This window comes from Pseudomonas sp. Pso3 (assembly GCF_055393275.1).
The window spans coordinates 1,018,044-1,034,024 of record NZ_AP043687.1 but is presented as its reverse complement, the minus strand read 5'-3'; the positions used below and the strand labels follow the sequence as shown (position 1 = coordinate 1,034,024).

The following is a 15,981-nucleotide window of genomic DNA, read 5'->3' as shown; positions in this document are numbered from 1 at the left end:
GATCAGTCGCCACCGGCGCGGCGTTCACCGACGCCGCCGCCGGCCGCGGCCTGGACCCGGCCCGCTAGCCGGGAAAAGGGCAAGGTCTGAATCCACACCGTGCCGTGGCCGCTCAGGGTTGCCAGCACCAGGCCTTCACCGCCGAACAGCATGCTGCGCAGGCCACCTGCCAGCTTGATGTTGTAGTCGATGCCGCTGGTGAAACCCACCAGACAACCGGTGTCCAGGCGCAGGGTCTCGCCCTTGAGTTCCTTGCGGATCACCGTGCCGCCGGCATGCACGAAGGCCATGCCATCGCCCTCCAGCCGCTGCAGGATGAAGCCTTCGCCGCCGAAGAAACCGGCGCCCAGACGGCGGGTGAAGGCCACGCCGATGCGGGTGCCCTTGGCCGCGCAGAGAAAGGAATCGCGCTGGCAGAACAGGGTGCCGCCCAGGGCGGCGAGGTCCAGGGGTACCACCTGCCCCGGATAGGGCGCGGCAAAGGCGACGTGGCGCTTCTCGCGGCCTTCGTTGGTGAAATGGGTCATGAACAGCGACTCGCCGCCGAGCATCCGCTTGCCGGCGCCCCACAGCTTGCCGAGCAGGCCGGCGGAGCCGTCGCCCATGCGTGCGGTGAAATCGATGTCGGCCTCCATGTAGGTCATGGCGCCGGCCTCGGCGATCACCGTCTCGCCCGGATCAAGGCCGATTTCCACCGCCTGCAGGGATTCACCGAGAATGCGATGATCGAGGATATGGCTGGGCATGGCTGTGGGACTCCTGGTGTAGCGTGGAAAACGGCACAGCCTTTTCCACTGTCCTGCGTATGGGCAAGGCGCGTGGAAAACGCTGCGCGGTTTTCCACCCTACAACATCGCGGCCATTACCGGCGCTACCTGGCTTCCCTCACCCCAGCCCTCTCCCGGAGGGAGAGGGGGATATCCGATGCAGATGGACATTCCGTAGGTTGGGTTGAGCGCAGCGAAGCCCAACCTATTGCAGCCCGTGGCGTGGAAAACGGCGCAGCCTTTTCCACTATCCTGCGTTTGGGCAAGGCGCGTGGAAAACGCTGCGCGGTTTTCCACCCTACAACATCGCGGCCATGGGCCGCTCCTACAGGGCTCATCCGCGGCGGCAGGAGCGGTCGCATCGGCGCACCGCCATGGCCGCGATGGAATCCCTGCCGTTACCAGCGCCATCTGGATTCCCTCACCCCAGCCCTCTCCCGGAGGGAGAGGGGGGATATCCGGTGCGGATGCAAGTCCCGTGGATTGGGTTGAGCACAGCGAAGCCCAACATATTGCAGCCCGTAGCGTGGAAAACGGCGCAGCCTTTTCCAGTGCCCTGCGAATAGGCGACGCGCGTGGAAAACGCTGCGCGGTTTTCCACCCTACGAATCGGCTCCCACGTCTCGCATTTCACCGGCGAAGCGCGCCAGGCGCTGGCGCAGACGCTGGTTTTCGCGGCGTAGTTCTTCCACCTCATCCAGCAGGTGCAGGGCCAGGGCGGTGGCGGACCAGTCCAGTTCCAGCTCGTGCCTCAGGCGCACGGCGCGGCGGGCGCGATGCAGGGCGCTGGTATCGAAGTGCCACTCGGCCGGGCGCTTGCCCCGCTGGGGTGCCAGGATGCCGTGCTCGACGATCTCCACCACCACCGGCTCGCTCACCTCACAGAGCACGCAGAATTCCTGCAGGACGATCAGACTGCTCATCAGACTTTCCTCCAGTCGCGGCGGGGATCGAAGGCCGCCCGCTCGGCCAGTTGGCGCCACAGCGCCTGGGTCTCTTCATCGCCCCTGGGCGGCATCACCACCTTGAGCAGGGCATGCAGATCGCCCTGCCCCGCCTTGCCGACCAGGCCCTTGCCGCGCACCCGCAGCCGCGCACCGTTCTGGCTGCCGGGCGGGATACTGAGCATGATCTGTCCATCAAGCGTCGGCACCTGCACCTTGGCGCCCAACGCAGCTTCCCAGGGGGCGAGCGGTACGCTGACCACCAGATCCTGGCCGTCCACGTCGAACAGCGGATGGGGCACCAGGCGGATGACCAGATAGAGATCCCCCGCCTCCGCGCCGCCGACGCCCGGCTCGCCCTGGCCTTTCAGGCGGATACGTTCGCCGTCGGTGCTGCCGGCGGGAATCTTGACGTTGAGGGTCTTGGTGGTCTCGCCGACGCGGCGGCCCAGCTCGTCGCGCTGCGGCAGCGTAAAGCTCAGTGGCTTGGTGCTGCCCGCCTGGCTCTCTTCGAGAAACAGCGGCAGCTCCAGCTCGACATCGCGGCCACGGCGGGCGAAGCCACCGTGCTGGGAACGCCCGGCAGCACCGAACAGGGATTCGAAGAAGTCGGAGTAGTCCGCGCCGAAGCCGGCATGGGGATCGCTGTAGTCATCGCCTGAACCCGGCTGCCAGTCCGGCGGCACTTGGAAGCGCTCGCCCTGCTGCTGGTAGAGGCGTACCTGGTCGTACTCGGCGCGCTTGTGCGGATCGCGCAGGACGTCATAGGCCTCGGCCACCTCCTTGAAGCGGGCCTCGGCATCGGCCTCCTTGCTCACATCGGGGTGGTACCTGCGCGCCAGCTTGCGATAGGCGGTCTTGAGGGTCTTGTCGTCGACGTCGGGAGCGACGCCGAGCACCTCGTAGTAGTCCTTGAAGTCCATTGCGGTCTCCAGTAACGGTTCTCCTAGAGACCGCGGAGCGCCCCCAGGGGTTGCACGCAGCCGGTCAGTCGCCTCGCTTGCGAAAGGCCAGGGTGCCGGCCAGCACCGTGAAGGTCGCCACCAGCGCCACCAGGATCCAGAAACCATGGGGCGAATCGGCCAGCGGGATACCGCCGACGTTCATGCCGAAGAAGCCGGCGATGATGTTGATCGGCAGGGCCAGCACCGTGACCAGGGTCAGGGTGAACAGGGTGCGGTTGGTCTGCTCGGCGGAGGCGGCGGCGATCTCTTCCTGCAACAGCTTGAGCCGCTCCACCAAGGCGGCAAGGTCGTCCAGCACCCGGTCGAATTCCTCGGTGGCCTCGCGCAGGGTCTGGATGTCGTCGCGGCGCAGCCAGGCCGGCGGCCGGTTGAGCAGCCGCAGCAGGGAACCCGGCTCCAGGGCCAGCAGCCGTTGCAGCCGGACCAGGGCGCGTCTCAGGCTGCCCAGTTCGGCGCGACTGGCGGACAGCCGCTGGGACAGCAGGCGATCCTCGATGGCATCCACCTTGACCGTGGTGTCGCGGATGATGCCGGTCAGTACGTCGGCCTGGTCGCGCAGGAGGTGCACCAGCAGCTCCAGGGTCGAGCCGAAGCCCTCGCCGCGGCGTACCGCGTGGCGCAGGCGATCCACCGAACGCAATGGCTGGGCCCGGGCGGTCACCAGCAGCCCCGGGCGGGCGCAGGCCCAGAGGGTGGCGACGTCCACCGAGACCTGGCCGTAGGCGAGGGTCACGTCGTTCACCACCCCGAGCAGGGTGTCGTCGGCCGGTTCCAGGCGGGTCGAGTGGGAACCGGCATGCAGGGATTCGAAGAATTCCTCGGGCAGCCCCAGGTGCTCGCGCATCCAGCGTTCGGCAGCGGCGTGGGCCAGGTTGAAGTGCAGCCAGCGAAATCCGCCCTCTTCCGCCTCCCAGGGATCTTCCGGCGCCATGGTCAGGGCCCGGCCCGGCTGGCCGGAGGTGAAATGATAGGCGTAGAGCAGCCCCAGCCGTTCGGCGGCCGGATGCAGAGGGATCAGCGTATTGGTCATGGCTACCTGCGGAGGGAACGCGACATCAGGGCTCTGTTAGCAGGTCCGAATGAACCTTTGATGACAGAGCCCCGGTCGGCAGGCGCCGGAGCGACGCCCCGGACGAGGCGCTGCTCTTATTGCGGACGCATGTGCGGGAAGAGGATGACGTCGCGGATCGACGGCGAATTGGTCAGCAGCATCACCAGGCGGTCGATACCGATGCCTTCGCCGGCGGTGGGCGGCATGCCGTATTCCAGGGCGTTGATGAAGTCGGCGTCGTAGTGCATGGCCTCGTCGTCACCGGCGTCCTTTTCCTGGACCTGCAGCATGAAGCGCTCGGCCTGATCTTCGGCGTCATTGAGCTCGGAGTAGGCGTTGGCGATCTCGCGGCCGCCGATGAACAGCTCGAAGCGGTCGGTGACGCTGGGATTCTCGTCGTTGCGGCGCGCCAGCGGCGAGACCTCGAAGGGGTACTCGGTGATGAAGTGCGGCTGCTCCAGCTTGCTCTCCACCAGCTCCTCGAAAATCATCACCTGCAGCTTGCCCAGGCCTTCGTGGCCGAGCACCTTGGCGCCGGCCTTCTTGGCGATGGCGCGGGCCTTCTCGACGTCCTGCAGGTCTTCCGCGGTGATGTCCGGATTGTACTTGAGGATGGAGTCGTACACCGACAGGCGCACGAAGGGCTCGCCGAACTGGAAGACCTTGTCGCCATAGGGCACGTCGGTGGTGCCGAGCACGGCCATGGCCAGTTCGCGGAACAGTTCCTCGGTGAGGTCCATGTTGTCGCGGTAGTCGGCGTAGGCCTGGTAGAACTCGAGCATGGTGAACTCGGGGTTGTGCCGGGTCGAGACGCCTTCGTTACGGAAGTTGCGGTTGATCTCGAAGACCTTCTCGAAGCCACCGACCACTAGGCGCTTGAGGTACAGCTCCGGCGCGATGCGCAGGAACATGGCCATGTCCAGGGCGTTGTGGTGGGTCTCGAAGGGCTTGGCCGCCGCACCGCCGGGAATGGTCTGCAGCATGGGGGTTTCCACTTCGAGGAAGCCCCGCTCCATGAGGAAGCGGCGGATGTGGGCGATGACCTGGGAGCGTACGCGGAAGGTCTGGCGCACCTCTTCGTTGACGATCAGGTCGACATAGCGCTGGCGATAGCGCAGCTCGGTGTCGGTCAGGCCGTGGTGCTTGTCGGGCAGCGGGCGCAGCGACTTGGTCAGCAGTCGCACGTCGCTCATGTTGACGTAGAGATCGCCCTTGCCGGAGCGGGCCAGGGTGCCTTCGGTGGCGATGATGTCGCCCAGGTCCCAGGTCTTGACCGCTTCCAGGGTCTCGGCCGGCAGGGTCTTGCGGTCGACATAGACCTGGATGCGCCCGCTGGTGTCCTGCAGCACCATGAAGGCGCCGCGGTTGAGCATGATGCGGCCGGCCACCTTGACCTTGATGCCCGCGGCTTCCAGCTCTTCCTTGGTCTTGTCGGCGTACTGCTGCTGCAGATCACCGGCCAGGCTGTCGCGGCGGAAGTCGTTGGGGAAGGGAATGGCCTGCTGGGCACGCAGCGCGGAGAGCTTTTCCTTGCGCTGGGCGATCAGCTTGTTGTCTTCCTGTTCCTGGGCTTGGGGGTCTAGGGGTTGTTCGCTCATGTCTGCTGTTTACCTGGGGAGTGCTGGTTGTAGGAGCGGTCCATGACCGCGATCCTGGCATCGCAGCCTGGGGGAGTCGCGGCCATCGCGGCCATGGGCCGCTCCTACAGAGATAGATTGGTTAGATGCCCTGCTTGAGGCTGGCTTCGAGGTATTCGTCCAGATCGCCGTCGAGCACCTTGTCGCAGTCGCTGCGTTCCACGCCGGTGCGCAGATCCTTGATCCGCGAGGCGTCGAGGACGTAGGAGCGAATCTGGTGGCCCCAGCCGATATCGGACTTGGAGTCCTCCAGCGCCTGGGAGGCGGCGGTGCGCTTCTGCATCTCCAGCTCGTACAACTTGGCCCGCAGCATCTTCATGGCGGTGTCCTTGTTGGCGTGCTGGGAACGCTCGTTCTGGCAGGCCACCACGGTGTTGGTGGGCACGTGGGTGATCCGCACCGCGGAGTCGGTGGTGTTCACGTGCTGACCACCCGCACCCGAGGAGCGGTAGGTGTCGATGCGCAGATCGGACGGGTTGATCTCGATGTCGATGTTGTCGTCGATCTCGGGGGAGACGAACACCGCGGTAAAGGAGGTGTGGCGCCGGTTGCCCGAGTCGAAGGGACTCTTGCGCACCAGGCGGTGCACGCCGATCTCGGTGCGCAGCCAGCCGAAGGCGTATTCGCCCTTGATGTGCACCGTGGCGCCCTTGATGCCGGCGACCTCGCCTTCCGACAACTCGACGATCTCGGCGCTGAAGCCGTGCTGGTCGGCCCAGCGCAGGTACATGCGCAGCAGCATGTTGGCCCAGTCCTGGGCCTCGGTGCCGCCGGAGCCGGCCTGGATGTCCAGGTAGCAGTTGTTGGGGTCCATCTCGCCGCTGAACATGCGGCGGAATTCCAGCTTCTCGAGGATGCCGCGCAGGCGCTCCACCTCGGTCGCCACGTCATCGACCGCGCCCTGGTCTTCCTCTTCGGCGGCCATCTCCAGCAGGTCGCTGGCATCGGCCAGGCCACCGGTCAGCTCGTCCAGGGTCCCGACCACCTGGGCCAGCTGGGCGCGCTCGCGACCGAGATTCTGGGCGTATTCGGGCTTGTTCCAGACAGCGGGATCTTCGAGCTCGCGCTCGACTTCGACCAGACGATCCTTTTTCAGATCGTAGTCAAAGATACCCCCGAATGGTCTGGGTACGGCTGGTGAGGTCCTTGATGCTGGTGACGATCGGGTTGATTTCCATGGGGGAAACACTCGCGAGAAAAGCTGTGGAAAAGCTCGCGAGTATAACCCAATCGGCGGCGAAACTCAGCGGGCGGCGGGCAGCGCCGCCCGCACGCGCCTCAATCGGCGTCGAGATCGCGATGGCGGGTTTCCGGCAGGCACAGCAGCCCCACCACCAGGCTGACGCCGGTGATCAGCACCGGGTACCAGAGACCGTAGAAGATGTCGCCGGTATAGACCACCAGGGCGAAGGACACCGTGGGCAGGAAGCCGCCGAACCAGCCGTTGCCGATGTGGTACGGCAGCGACATGGAGGTGTAGCGGATGCGCGTGGGGAACAGCTCCACCATCAGCGCCGCCAGCGGTCCGTAGCAGAGGGTGGCGATCAGGATCAGGGCGAAGATCACCGCCACCACCATCGGCTTGTTGACCTGGGCCGAGTCGGCCTTGGCCGGATAGCCGGCGGCCTGCACCGCGGCGCGCAGGGCCGGTTCGTCGAAGCCGACGATGAGCTTGTCGCCGACGCTGACCTGCACCGCATCGCCGGGCGCCGCGGCCACGCTGCGGTAGGGCAGACCGCTCTTGGCCAGCAGTGTCTTGACCCGATCGCAGGGACTGTCGAAACGCGCCTTGCCCACCGGATCGAACTGGAAGGTGCAGGTGGCCGGGTCGGCGGTCACCACGATGGGCGCCTGCTGGCTGGCCTGGTAGATCTGCGGATTGGCGTAGTGGGTCAGGGCCTTGAACAGCGGGAAGTAGAGCACCGTGGCCAGCAGCAGGCCGAGCATCAGGATCGGCTTGCGCCCGACCTTGTCCGACAGCCAACCGGCGATGACGAAGAAGGGGGCCCCGAGGATGACGCTGATGATCAGCAGGTTGTTCGCCAGCACCGGATCCAGCTTGAGGGTCTGAGTGAGAAAGAACATCACATAGAACTGCGACAGGTAGAAGGTCACCGCCTGGCCGCCGTTGATGCTGAACAGCGCGATCAGCACCACCTTGAGATTGCTCCAGTTGGTGAAGGAATCGCGGATCGGCGCCTTGCTCTGCTTGCCTTCGGCCTTCATGCGCACGAAGGCGGGCGATTCGTGCATCGACATGCGGATCCAGGTGGAGATGGCCAGCAGGAAGATCGACAGCAGGAACGGCAGGCGCCAGCCCCAGACCTCGAACTGGTCGCCGGTCAGGTAGCGGCAGACCAGGATCACCACCAGCGACAGCAACAGCCCCAGGGTCGCGGTGGATTGCAGCCAGCTGGTATGGGCGCCGCGCTTGCCGGGCGGCGCGTGCTCGGCGATGTAGGTAGCGGCGCCGCCGTATTCGCCGCCCAGGGCCAGGCCCTGCAGCAGGCGCAGCACCACCAGGATGATGGGTGCGGCCACGCCGATGCTGGCGTAGGTGGGCAGCAGGCCGACGCCGAAGGTGGCGATGCCCATGAGGATGATGGTGGCGAGAAAGGTGTACTTGCGGCCGACCATGTCGCCCAGGCGGCCGAACACCAAGGCGCCGAAGGGCCGCACCACGAAGCCGGCGGCAAAGGCCAGCAGGGCGAAGATAAAGGCGGTGGTGTCGTTGACGCCGGCGAAGAACTGCTTGCTGATCACCGCCGCCAGGGCGCCATAGAGAAAGAAGTCGTACCACTCGAAGACGGTTCCCAGGGACGAGGCGAAGATCACCTTGCGTTCTTCGCGGCGACTGCTGGCCGCGCTGGGTTGGACCCGGGGTTGGGCATAGTCGGACATCGCACGTTCTCCTGACCCGGGATCGCCGGGCTGATTGTTGTTATGGGCGACAGCTACTACGGTGGAAACGGCGGGAGGCCCCGCCGTCGGTGAAAGCGGAGGGACGCCGCTAGGCCGCCGAGACCGCGCTGGCCCGGGCCACCACGGCGGGCAGCTCGTGACTGCCCTGCTCGCGCGCCTCGGCCAGCATGAAGGTGGCCGCCTGCTCGGCGATCATCAGCGTTGGCGAGCAGCTGTTGCCCGAGACCAGGGTCGGCATGATGGAGGCGTCGGCCACCCGCAGCCCGGGAATGCCATGCACCCGCAGGCGCGCATCGACCACGGCGTCGGCGTCCTGGCCCATGCGGCAGGTGCCGGATGGATGGAAGATGGTGGTGCCTATGGCGCCGGCCGCCTGCTGCAATTCCTCCTCGCTCTGGTAGGCCGGGCCCGGCAGGTATTCCTCGGGTCGATAGGCGGCCAGGGCCGGGGCGGCGACGATGCGCCGGGTCAGGCGGATGGCGTCGGCGGCCACCTTGAGATCCTCCGGTGCGCTGAGATACCGCGGCTGGATCAGCGGCGCGGCCAGCGGGTCGGCGCTGCGGATGGCCACCTGGCCACGACTGGCCGGACGCAGGTTGCACACCGAGGCGGTAAAGGCGGGAAAGCCGTGCAGCGGCTCGCCGAAGCGCTCCAGCGACAGCGGCTGCACGTGATACTGCAGATTGGCCGAGGGCTGCCCGGGATCGGAGCGGGCGAAGGCGCCCAGCTGACTTGGCGCCATGGCCAGGGGACCACTGCGTTTCCAGAGGTATTCCAGGCCCATGCCCAGCTTGCCCCAGAGGCTGCCGGCCAGGGCGTTGAGGGTCGGCACGCCGTGCACCCGGTAGATCAGCCGCAGTTGCAGGTGATCCTGCAGATTGCCGCCCACCCCTTCCAGGCGGTGCCGGACGCCGATGCCCAGGCCTTCGAGCAGACCGCGCGGCCCTATGCCGGAGCGCTGCAACAGGGTCGGCGAGCCGATGGCGCCGGCGCAGAGCACGATCTCCCGCCGTGCCACCAGGCGCTGGGGCTCGGCCTGGCCCGGCAGGCGCGCCAGCACCGCCCGTGCCCTGCCCTCCTCCAGCAGCACCCGCTCGACCTGGACGCCGGTCAGCACCTCGAGATTGGCGCGCTGGCGGATGGGCTTGAGAAAGGCCTTGGCGGCATTCCAGCGCACGCCATTGCGCTGATTGACCTGGAAGTAGCAGCAGCCTTCGTTGTCACCGGTGTTGAAGTCCTCCACCGGCGCGATGCCGGTTTCGCCGGCGGCCGCGCGAAAGGCCTCGAGCAGCGTCCAGTGCAGGCGCTGCCGCTCGACCCGCCATTCGCCCCCGGCGCCATGAAACTCTGAATTGCCGTCGCAGTGATCCTCCATGCGCTTGAACAGCGGCAGCACGTCCTGCCAGCCCCAGCCGGGATTGCCGGCGGCGGCCCAGCCGTCGTAGTCGCGGGCCTGGCCACGCATGTAGATCATGCCATTGATGGACGAGCAGCCACCCAGCACCCGCCCGCGCGGATAGTTGAGCGCCCGGCCCCCCAGGCCCGCTTCCACCTCGGTCTTGTAGCACCAGTCGGTGCGCGGATTGCCGATGCAGAACAGATAGCCGACGGGAATGTGGATCCAGGGATGGTTGTCACGCCCGCCGGCTTCCAGCAGCAGCACGCGATGGGCCGGATCGGCGGACAGTCGATTGGCCAGCAGGCAGCCGGCCGGACCGGCGCCGACGATGATGAAGTCATATTCCGCAGCAGGACCGGGCATGACGTTCCCTCGCTTTTTTGTTGTTGTGGTCCCTATCCTAGTGTCGTCATCCGCGAACAACAGTCGCAGAAAACGGGCACCGGCTGTGCATTTCTGAACAGCGCCCCACAAGCGACCGCGCAGACAGACCTAGACGAGGGAGACGGGATGTTCGACTGGAACGATCTGCGGGTTTTTCTGGAGATCCAGCGCCATGGCCGCCTGCTGACCGCCGCCCGTAGCCTGGGCGTCAGTCATGCCACCGTCGCCCGCCACCTGGAGGCCCTGGAGCGCGCCCTGGGCAGTCAGCTGCTGGTGCAACAGGCCAGCGGTTATCAACTCACCCCGGCTGGTCAGGCCCTGTTGGCGCACGCCCAGGCGATGGAAGAAGCCGCGTTGCTGGCCCAGGAGGCGGTGACCCAGAGACTCAATCCGCTGGGCCAGGTGCGGGTCGGGGTGACCGAAGGTCTGGGCACCGGCTTTCTCGCCCAGCGTCTGGGAGCGCTGCTGCGCGACTATGCGGGGCTGGAAGTGGAACTGGTCTCGGTGCCGCGCTTCGTCAGCGTCACCAACCGCGAGGCGGACATCGCCATCACCCTGGAAAGGCCCACCGCCGAAGGCCTGATCGGCCGGCGGCTGACGCCCTATCGCCTGAGGTTCTACGCCAGTCGCGCCTACCTGGATCGGGCGCCGCCCCTGGGCGCCGAAGCCGGCCTCGGCGAGCAGACCTTCATCGGCTACGTCGACGACCTGCTGTATACCCGCGAACTGCAATTCATCCAGGGACTCTGCCCCGAGCCGCGCATCGTCTTTCGCAGCACCAGCGTCATCGCCCAGCGCGAAGCCGCCTGTGCCGGCATCGGCATCGCGGTGTTGCCCTGCTACCTGGTGGGTCAAGGCACGCCCCTGGAAGGCGTGCTCCCGGAGCGCTCCTTTACCCGGGAGTACTGGATCTCCACCCACCGCGAACTGCACCGCTCCGCGCGCCTGCGCGTGGTCTGGGATTTCCTGCTGCACCTCTGCGCAGCGGAGCGGAGCGTCCTGCTGGGCGAGGAACGTGCCCTCGCCTAGCCGTCAGACCGCCGCGGCCTCGCGCTCCAGTTCGGCGCGCAGGCCGGGCTCCAGGCGCAACTGGCGCGCCAGCTCGTCCAGATAGGCCTTTTCCATGTATTGCTGATCGTCGATCAGCATCAGGCTGGCCAGGTACATCTCGGCCGCCATTTCGGGGGTTTCCGCCGCGGCGGCGACCTTGGCCGGGTCGAGCGGCTGTTCCAGTTCGCGCTGCAGCCAGCTGCGCAGTTCGGGATCGTTGTCCAGCTTGGCCATCTCGGCTTCGATGGCCTGGCGTTCCTGGTCATCGACATGGCCATCGGCCTTGGCCGCCGCGATCAGGGCGATCAGCACCGCCCGGCCGTGGGCCTCGGCTTCGTGCTCCGGTACCCGATCCACGGTGCGGGGCTCGGCGGCCGCCGCGCCCTGGGCCTGGTTGGCCTGCCAGGACTGATAGGCCTTGTAGGCCACCATGCCGAGCGCCGCCAAGCCGCCATAGCCGACCGCCTTGCCCCCCATGGCACGCCCGCGCTTGCTGCCCAGCAGGGCGGTCAGGGCACCGGCGGCCAGGCCGCTGTTGCCCAGTCCGGAGAGCAGACCGCCGAGGGGATCCTTGCCGGAAGACGGGGTACCGGGTCGTGGGGCCGCGTGGCCGGTCTTCTTGGCCAGGGCCTGCTGGCCCGCCTTGAGCAATTGATCGAGCAAACCGCGGGTGTTCATGGATGACCTCCACAGAGTCGGGATTCAGCTTCTTGGGACCGCCGTCCGCACCGTCCGGCTCCCGGCACCTGCTTACCGGATGTTGCCGGGAACACCGTCGCCAACGGCCAGCCGCTACAAAATATTGCTGACCACGGACCGCCCACGGCGCTACTCTTGCGCCTCCCCCCTGCAGTTGCCGGAGACACCCCATGCGCTCGCGTCTGGCTGTGCTGTTCGCGCTTTCGGTCGCCCTTACCGCCGGCCAGGTCCAGGCCGCCGCCGAGGATGCCCGCCTCATCGCCAATCGCTATCTCGATGCCTGGAACGATCACGACGCCGAGGCCGCCAGCGCCCTGCTCGATCCCAAGGTGCAGTATTTCGACAGTGGCGCCGCCACCACCGAGACCAGCCGCACCCAGGCCCGCGACAGGATCGTCAAGGTCACCCTCAAGGCGGTACCGGATCTGCAGGTGAAGATGGTGCACAAGCCGGTCATCGGCCCGCGCAGCATCGCCTTCGAATGGGAACTGACCGGCAACCGCACCACCGCCACCGGCAAGCAACCGGTGAAGATCCGCGGCGCCAGCATCATGAAGATCCGCGACGGTCGCATCTGGTATCTGGGCGACTACTACGACAGCGACGCCTTGGAGGCGATGCTGCGACCGGTAAAGCCCTGACCCGGGAGCCATCCGGGCGGATGGCTCCGTTGCTCCCCTATTCCACCCCGAACGGCTTGCGCAGCGGCGTATCCCGGTGCGCGGCGCGGACGTACTGCGGCGGCCAGGAGACCTTCTCGCGCAAGGCTTCGGCGGCATTCAGCGGCCAGTAGGGATCGCGCAGCAGCTCACGGGCCAACAGCACCAGATCGGCCTGACCGGTGCGCAGCACGTGCTCGGCCTGGACCGCATCGGTGATCATGCCCACCGCGCCACTGGGAATCTCGGCTTCCTTGAGCACCCGCTCGGCGAACTGGGTCTGGTAGCCGGGGCCGGTGGGAATGTCGGCCTGGGCCGCGGTGCCGCCGGAAGAGACATCGATCAGGTCGACGCCCAGGGTCTTGAGCCGGCGCGCCAGTTCCACCGTCTCGTCGACGTCCCAGCCGTCTTCCACCCAGTCGGTGGCCGAGACCCGCACGAACAGCGGCAACTCCTCCGGCCAGACCGCGCGCACGTCGGCGGTCACCTCCAGCAGCAGGCGGATGCGATTCTCGAAATTGCCGCCGTAGTCGTCTTCGCGGCGGTTGGAGAGCGGCGAGAGGAACTGGTGCAGCAGATAGCCATGGGCGGCGTGGATCTCGGCCACCTTGAAGCCGGCCGCCAGGGCGCGCTCGGCGGTGTCCACGAAGGCCCGGCGGATGCTGGCGATGTCGTCGCGATCCACCGCCGTGGGCCGGGTGTGCTGGGGATCGAAGGCGATGGCCGAGGGCGCCACCGGCACCCAGCCGCCTTCGGCGATGGGCACGCTGCCGTGCTTGCCGAGCCAGGGTTGCCAGGTGCTGGCCTTGCGCCCGGCGTGGGCCAGCTGGATACCGGCGACACTGCCCTGCCCCTCGATGAACTGGGTGATGCGCCGCAGGGGCTCGATCTGCTCGTCCTTCCACAATCCCAGGTCCTGGGGCGTGATACGCCCGTCGGGGGTGACCGCGGTGGCCTCGAAGATCACCAGGCCGGCACCACCGGTGGCGCGACTGCCCAGGTGGACCAGGTGCCAGTCGTTGGCGAAACCGTCTTCGCTGGAGTACTGGCACATCGGGGAGACCACCACGCGATTGGGCAGGGTCAGCTGACGCAGGGTCAGGGGCTGGAACAGGAGACTCATGGCGGACCTCGTCTTCTCGGGATTCACGGCATTGGAGTGTTCCCGAACAGAATAGGTCGCTATTCCGACTAACGCGGTGCCAGGTGCACCACCAGCAACTGTACGCTCTCGTTGCCGCGGAATTCGTTCACGTCCAGCCGATAGGCCAGCTCAGCCCAGCGGATGTTGGGATCGGGCCAGGTGTCGCGGTCGATGTTGAAGGCGATGCCGTCCAGCTCCGGTCCGCCCTGCTCGCTGCGCAGGGTCAGCTTGAGGTGCCGCTCCTTGAGCAGGCGCTGGGAGAGGATCTCGAAGGTGCCGTGGAACAGCGGTTCGGGAAACTGCTGACCCCAGGGACCGGCCTGGCGCAGTGCCTGGGCCAGGCCGAGCTGGAACTCGGTCGGGGCCAGGCAGCCATCGGTCTGCAGGCGACCACTGAGGTCGTCGGCCTGCAGATGGCGGCGCACCTCGGCATCGAAGGCCGCGGCAAAGGTCTCGTAGTGCGCCTGGGGCAGGCTGAGGCCGGCGGCCATGGCGTGACCGCCGAACTTGGTGATCAGTCCCGGATGCCGGGTCGCCACGGCGTCCAGGGCATCGCGGATGTGTAGCCCGGGGACCGAGCGCGCCGAGCCCTTGAGCATGCCGTTGCCACTGCCGTCGTCGGCAAAGGCCAGCGCCGGGCGGTGATACTTCTCCTTTAGGCGCGAGGCCAGGATACCGATCACGCCCTGGTGCCACTCCGGATCGAACAGGCAGAGACCGAAGGGCAGATTGTCTTCCGGCAGCTCCTTGAGCTGCTTGAGCGCCTCGCGCTGCATGCCCTGCTCGATGCTCTTGCGATCCTTGTTGAAGTCGTCCAGCTGCTGGGCGTACTCCTGCGCCAGTTGCGGGTCTTCGCAGAGCAGCAATTCGATGCCGATGGACATGTCGTCCAGGCGGCCGGCGGCATTGAGCCGCGGGCCGAGGATGAAACCGAGATCGCTGGAGGCCACCTTGCCCGGCTGGCGTCCGGCCACTTCCAGCAGCGCCTTGAGCCCCGGTCGCGCCCGACCGGCGCGGATGCGCATCAGCCCCTGGTGCACCAGGATGCGGTTGTTGGCGTCCAGCGGCACCACGTCGGCGACGCTGCCGAGGGCGACCAGATCCAGCAACTCGGCCAGATTGGGCTCGGCCAGGCCCTGACGCGCGAACCAGCCGTTCTCGCGCAGGCGACTGCGCAGGGCGAGCATCACATAGAAGATCACCCCGACCCCGGCAATGCACTTGCTGGGAAAGGCGCAGGCCGGCTGGTTGGGATTGACGATGGCATCGGCGGCGGGCAATTCGGCGCCCGGCAGGTGGTGATCGGTGATGACCACCTGCAGCCCGGCGGCTTTGGCCGCAGCGACGCCGTCCAGGCTGGAGATGCCGTTGTCGACGGTGAGCAGCACCTCGGGTTCGCGCTGCAGGGCCACGGCGACGATCTCGGGCGTCAGGCCGTAGCCGTATTCGAAGCGATTGGGCACCAGGTAGTCGACCCAGGCCGCACCCAGACGCCGCAGCGCCAGCACGCCCACGGCACTGGCGGTGGCGCCATCGGCGTCGAAGTCGCCGACGATGAGGATGCGCCGACGCTCTTCCAGGGCCCGCGCCAGCAGCTCCACCGCGGCCTCGATGCCCTTGAGCTGGTGATAGGGCACCAGCCGCGCCAGACCCTTGTCGAGTTCTTCCGGCTGGGTCACGCCGCGAGCGGCATAGAGCCGGGTGAGCAGCGGCGGTAGATCGCCCAGGTCGGGCAACACCGCCGGCAGCGGACGGGGCTCCAGGCGCATCAACGTTCGCCCAGCAGCCATTCCAGCTGCAATTCGTGCTGACCGCGGTCGTCGGTGACGAACAAGGTGCCTTCGCTGATCATCACCTGCCAGCAAATGCTGCGCGGCAGATCGCGGGCCAGCTCGGCCAGGGACTCGGCGGGCACCGCGGCGATGTGCAGATTCTTCAGCGTCCTGACCGCGTCTACCACCTTGGTCTGCCAGACGCGCAGGTTGCCATAGGCCAGCAGACTGGTGCGCTCGGTGCGGCGGCTGCACCAGGTCAGGCGCTCGGCATCGGGCTGGCCGACTTCGATCCAGTGCAGCACCCGACCGTCCAGGCTCTTTTCCCACAGCGCCGGCTCGTCGACGTCGGACAGGCCGCGGCCGAAGGCCAGCTGCTCGTTGTACCAGAGCACATAGGCCAGCAACCGCACCGCCATGCGCTCCTCGGTCTCGGAGGGATGCCGCGCCACGGTCAGGCGCAGATTCTCGTAGACCCCGCGATCCAGGTCGGTGAGGTTGAGTTCGACTTTGTAGGGCGTGGCTTGCAGAGCCATGGCGGGTCACCGGCAGGGAAAGCCGGGCATTGTACCGGAAAAGGCAGGAGGC

The 15,981-nt window shown here is 67.1% G+C and carries 14 protein-coding genes; 2 read left to right on the top strand and 12 right to left on the bottom strand.

The features are described from left to right. Positions 1–2: 2 nt before the first annotated feature. The 8 genes from ACZ5R1_RS04840 to ACZ5R1_RS04805 form a co-directional block, all read right to left on the bottom strand. Positions 3–746 carry a TIGR00266 family protein gene (locus ACZ5R1_RS04840; protein WP_044341542.1) on the bottom strand — a complete coding sequence of 248 codons (744 nt, stop codon included), beginning with the start codon at positions 744–746 and terminating at the stop codon, positions 3–5. Between the two features lie 623 nt (positions 747–1,369). Further along, the gene (locus ACZ5R1_RS04835; protein ID WP_077171602.1) at positions 1,370–1,690 is read right to left on the bottom strand and encodes a chaperone modulator CbpM; all 321 of its coding nucleotides are present in this window, start codon (positions 1,688–1,690) and stop codon (positions 1,370–1,372) included. Beyond that, positions 1,690–2,634, bottom strand: coding sequence for a curved DNA-binding protein (gene cbpA, locus ACZ5R1_RS04830; protein ID WP_288402761.1), 945 nt, complete (start codon positions 2,632–2,634; stop codon positions 1,690–1,692). The genes ACZ5R1_RS04835 and cbpA overlap by 1 nt, the downstream gene beginning before the upstream one ends. Before the next feature lie 64 nt (positions 2,635–2,698). Then, positions 2,699–3,706: a transporter gene (locus ACZ5R1_RS04825; RefSeq protein WP_007160974.1), complete on the bottom strand. Its 1,008-nt coding sequence runs from the start codon at positions 3,704–3,706 to the stop codon at positions 2,699–2,701. A 116-nt stretch (positions 3,707–3,822) separates the two neighbouring features. Next, positions 3,823–5,325 carry a lysine--tRNA ligase gene (gene lysS / locus ACZ5R1_RS04820; protein WP_464712831.1) on the bottom strand — a complete coding sequence of 501 codons (1,503 nt, stop codon included), beginning with the start codon at positions 5,323–5,325 and terminating at the stop codon, positions 3,823–3,825. Between the two features lie 121 nt (positions 5,326–5,446). Next, positions 5,447–6,542 (bottom strand): peptide chain release factor 2 gene (gene prfB / locus ACZ5R1_RS04815; protein WP_100168977.1). Its coding sequence is split into 2 segments (ribosomal slippage): positions 5,447–6,469 and positions 6,471–6,542, totalling 1,095 coding nucleotides; the frame shifts between segments, so codons are not numbered across the junction. Positions 6,543–6,642: 100 nt separating this feature from the next. After that, positions 6,643–8,265, bottom strand: coding sequence for an MFS transporter (locus ACZ5R1_RS04810; RefSeq protein WP_007160970.1), 1,623 nt, complete (start codon positions 8,263–8,265; stop codon positions 6,643–6,645). Between the two features lie 109 nt (positions 8,266–8,374). Further along, positions 8,375–10,048: a GMC family oxidoreductase gene (locus ACZ5R1_RS04805; RefSeq protein ID WP_288402770.1), complete on the bottom strand. Its 1,674-nt coding sequence runs from the start codon at positions 10,046–10,048 to the stop codon at positions 8,375–8,377. Between the two features lie 147 nt (positions 10,049–10,195). Between ACZ5R1_RS04805 and ACZ5R1_RS04800 the strand changes: the two genes are divergently transcribed. Continuing rightward, entirely contained in the window at positions 10,196–11,098 is a 903-nt protein-coding gene (locus ACZ5R1_RS04800; protein WP_464712830.1) for a LysR family transcriptional regulator, read from the top strand. A gap of 3 nt (positions 11,099–11,101) precedes the next feature. On the opposite strand, the gene ACZ5R1_RS04795 is transcribed toward ACZ5R1_RS04800, so the two are convergent. Beyond that, positions 11,102–11,797, bottom strand: coding sequence for a tellurite resistance TerB family protein (locus ACZ5R1_RS04795; protein WP_007160967.1), 696 nt, complete (start codon positions 11,795–11,797; stop codon positions 11,102–11,104). Between the two features lie 191 nt (positions 11,798–11,988). Between ACZ5R1_RS04795 and ACZ5R1_RS04790 the strand changes: the two genes are divergently transcribed. Continuing rightward, positions 11,989–12,459 (top strand): nuclear transport factor 2 family protein, encoded by a 471-nt coding sequence (locus ACZ5R1_RS04790; protein WP_007160966.1) that lies wholly within the window; start codon positions 11,989–11,991, stop codon positions 12,457–12,459. A 37-nt stretch (positions 12,460–12,496) separates the two neighbouring features. Here ACZ5R1_RS04790 and ACZ5R1_RS04785 read toward each other — a convergent pair whose 3' ends face one another. From ACZ5R1_RS04785 to ACZ5R1_RS04775, 3 genes are all read right to left on the bottom strand, one after another. Beyond that, positions 12,497–13,600, bottom strand: coding sequence for an NADH:flavin oxidoreductase/NADH oxidase (locus ACZ5R1_RS04785; RefSeq protein ID WP_464712829.1), 1,104 nt, complete (start codon positions 13,598–13,600; stop codon positions 12,497–12,499). 68 nt (positions 13,601–13,668) lie between these two features. Next, positions 13,669–15,390 (bottom strand): single-stranded-DNA-specific exonuclease RecJ, encoded by a 1,722-nt coding sequence (gene recJ / locus ACZ5R1_RS04780; protein ID WP_145250086.1) that lies wholly within the window; start codon positions 15,388–15,390, stop codon positions 13,669–13,671. Then, positions 15,390–15,929, bottom strand: a complete 540-nt coding sequence (locus ACZ5R1_RS04775) for a YaeQ family protein (protein WP_288402781.1) — start codon at positions 15,927–15,929, stop codon at positions 15,390–15,392. The genes recJ and ACZ5R1_RS04775 overlap by 1 nt, the downstream gene beginning before the upstream one ends. Between the last annotated feature and the right edge of the window lie 52 nt (positions 15,930–15,981).

Excerpts from the sequence above, each read along its gene's own strand:
- ACZ5R1_RS04840 (WP_044341542.1), bottom strand. The coding sequence starts at position 746 with ATGCCCAGCCATATCCTCGATCATCGCATTCTCGGTGAATCCCTGCAG.
- ACZ5R1_RS04835 (WP_077171602.1), bottom strand. The coding sequence starts at position 1,690 with ATGAGCAGTCTGATCGTCCTGCAGGAATTCTGCGTGCTCTGTGAGGTG.
- cbpA (WP_288402761.1), bottom strand. The coding sequence starts at position 2,634 with ATGGACTTCAAGGACTACTACGAGGTGCTCGGCGTCGCTCCCGACGTC.
- ACZ5R1_RS04825 (WP_007160974.1), bottom strand. The coding sequence starts at position 3,706 with ATGACCAATACGCTGATCCCTCTGCATCCGGCCGCCGAACGGCTGGGG.
- lysS (WP_464712831.1), bottom strand. The coding sequence starts at position 5,325 with ATGAGCGAACAACCCCTAGACCCCCAAGCCCAGGAACAGGAAGACAAC.
- ACZ5R1_RS04810 (WP_007160970.1), bottom strand. The coding sequence starts at position 8,265 with ATGTCCGACTATGCCCAACCCCGGGTCCAACCCAGCGCGGCCAGCAGT.
- ACZ5R1_RS04805 (WP_288402770.1), bottom strand. The coding sequence starts at position 10,048 with ATGCCCGGTCCTGCTGCGGAATATGACTTCATCATCGTCGGCGCCGGT.
- ACZ5R1_RS04800 (WP_464712830.1), top strand. The coding sequence starts at position 10,196 with ATGTTCGACTGGAACGATCTGCGGGTTTTTCTGGAGATCCAGCGCCAT.
- ACZ5R1_RS04795 (WP_007160967.1), bottom strand. The coding sequence starts at position 11,797 with ATGAACACCCGCGGTTTGCTCGATCAATTGCTCAAGGCGGGCCAGCAG.
- ACZ5R1_RS04790 (WP_007160966.1), top strand. The coding sequence starts at position 11,989 with ATGCGCTCGCGTCTGGCTGTGCTGTTCGCGCTTTCGGTCGCCCTTACC.
- ACZ5R1_RS04785 (WP_464712829.1), bottom strand. The coding sequence starts at position 13,600 with ATGAGTCTCCTGTTCCAGCCCCTGACCCTGCGTCAGCTGACCCTGCCC.
- recJ (WP_145250086.1), bottom strand. The coding sequence starts at position 15,390 with ATGCGCCTGGAGCCCCGTCCGCTGCCGGCGGTGTTGCCCGACCTGGGC.
- ACZ5R1_RS04775 (WP_288402781.1), bottom strand. The coding sequence starts at position 15,929 with ATGGCTCTGCAAGCCACGCCCTACAAAGTCGAACTCAACCTCACCGAC.